Genomic DNA, 231 nt, shown 5'->3' on the forward strand with positions numbered 1-231 from the left:
TAAAAATAATCCGTCACCCCCTGCCGGCTGTGCCGCTTTTTCAGCAGCTCGTCCTGGCCGCTGTACGCATATTCCCGAGCTGCATCTTAAGGGCGACTGTCTGGAAGAAGCGGGATTTAAGACCAGACGCAGCGTGGCGGTGAAGATTTCGAACGGGTGTATTGTGCTGATGGCGGACAGTAACGAGGAGCAGAAGCTGCGCGAACAGCTTTACAAGGCTGAACAGGTGGT

General features: G+C 55.0%; 1 protein-coding gene. It reads left to right on the forward strand.

Annotated features, from left to right (window positions below):
• Positions 1 to 70: 70 nt before the first annotated feature.
• On the forward strand, positions 71 to 231 hold a 161-nt coding region (locus tag ACLJZ5_RS22170; RefSeq protein ID WP_410959040.1), incomplete at its 3' end, for a SymE family type I addiction module toxin.

It is taken from the genome of Salmonella sp. 5800 (assembly GCF_046558195.1).
GTDB lineage: Bacteria > Pseudomonadota > Gammaproteobacteria > Enterobacterales > Enterobacteriaceae > Salmonella > Salmonella enterica.